Annotated in this window: 1 protein-coding gene; it reads right to left on the reverse strand. The window is 34.9% G+C overall.

The window, feature by feature from the left end; genetic code table 11:
- Positions 1-158: 158 nt before the first annotated feature.
- The gene (locus H6A20_RS12990) at positions 159-1,460 is read right to left on the reverse strand and encodes an IS4 family transposase (RefSeq protein ID WP_204907522.1); all 1,302 of its coding nucleotides are present in this window, start codon (positions 1,458-1,460) and stop codon (positions 159-161) included.
- Positions 1,461-1,614 lie beyond the last annotated feature (154 nt).

The raw sequence follows: 1,614 nt of genomic DNA on the forward strand, positions 1-1,614 counted from the left end.
CCCAATGTCATTAAGATAACATTGGAACAAACCCATAGTTCCGAAGAACTGATATAAAAATGTATCATTCTTCGGAACTTCTCTTTTTTACAGAAAGTTAGACATGGGAAAAACTCCTTTGTTATAAAGGAGTAAAAATAGATTGATTTTTATTAGAATCATGCTAATCTATAATTGAACGAAACCACACATGCACTAACAGTATCTCTTGGTCGGGAGCGGTTGGATCTTATGGGTAATAAGAACTTTACTATGGTGGCTTCGACATCAATTGGTGGTCCGTTTTCTGTTTGCTTGAAAAACGCAATACAGATTCGGACTGCCCTTGAAAAATTAATCTGGTGCTGATGTTTTCGCTCCTTTTCGGGAATTTTTGTTCCCAGAGTAATCAACATACTAAAATTATACATAATAATTCTTGAATAAATTTCCTGACAAATAGAATTCTCTTGCTTTGAATGGAAAGCTTCCATACCTAAAATATATTTTGCTTCTCTAAACCCTACTTCTATATTCCAGCGCAATTGGTAAAGCTTTTTTAATTCCTCGGCTGAAAATTCATCTTCTGAAAGACTCGTAGCAATCAGTTCATAACTACCGTTTTCCAATTGAAACCGTACAAATCGGATGGTTAGTTCATAATCATTCGATTTACTATCTTTTATATAATCAAATCGAGCGGTTTTGCTGAAATATTTGTATTTAATACGATTCACTATGCATGGACCAGTTGAATGTCTCGTTATTACTACATCTCGCATCAGATCAAACGGACCATCTGCTGGGAAATCAAATCCAGATGCCATAGTTCTGATTGCTCCCAGATCTCTGATTCTAATTACATAATCAAAAAGTCTTTCCTCTATATGGGCAAACAGATTATAATTCTCGTATCCCCGGTCAGCCATGATAATGACCGGATATTTTTCAGAAATTCTGTCAACCATAATGCATGCTGCATCTGTTTCGTTCCTTTCTTTTCCATGTTGAATGACGCTGTCCATAAAAATTTTACCACATACGTCATACAGACTGTTTAGATACAAGGTGGAATGATGATTCTCTCCGATTACGTTTTCTTCATTTGGGTTATACGGCAAAGGAAGTTCGCTGCCATCTATTGCAGCAATTCGATAACCTTTAAACAAAACCGGATCAGATTCTGTTCGGTTATAAAATAATTTAAAGAGATTCTCCATAGCTTGAAAGGACAGCTTCTTTCGTTGTTGAACCAAAGAAGATACTGAAGGAAAGCCGTCTTGAAATTGAAAATATTCAAGTATTTCCGTTCCTAACGACTGGCTTCCGAAAGAAAGAATAAAATGAATTAGTTTGTCTAATGGCCATTTTCGTGTTCTGGAAAAAGCTTTTGGAACTAAAGAAAATTCGTTATGGTGAAATACAATTTCTGAAATACACTCATTTAAACATTTTTTCAGATCATCTGCAGTTAGCTTCATTTGCGTTACCTCCTTTAATCAAGGGGCTTCGCCGCAAATTTTACTGTATTTGTCAAGTGTTTTTTGATTTTTAATATAAAAAAGCAGAATATGCATTTCTACATATTCCACTCTTTTCACTCTGAGATGATTATCCTTATCTTAATGACATTGG

Origin of the sequence: Mordavella massiliensis, from assembly GCF_016901695.1 — a bacterium.
In the GTDB taxonomy this organism is placed as follows: Bacteria; Bacillota; Clostridia; order Lachnospirales; family Lachnospiraceae; genus Claveliimonas; species Claveliimonas massiliensis_A.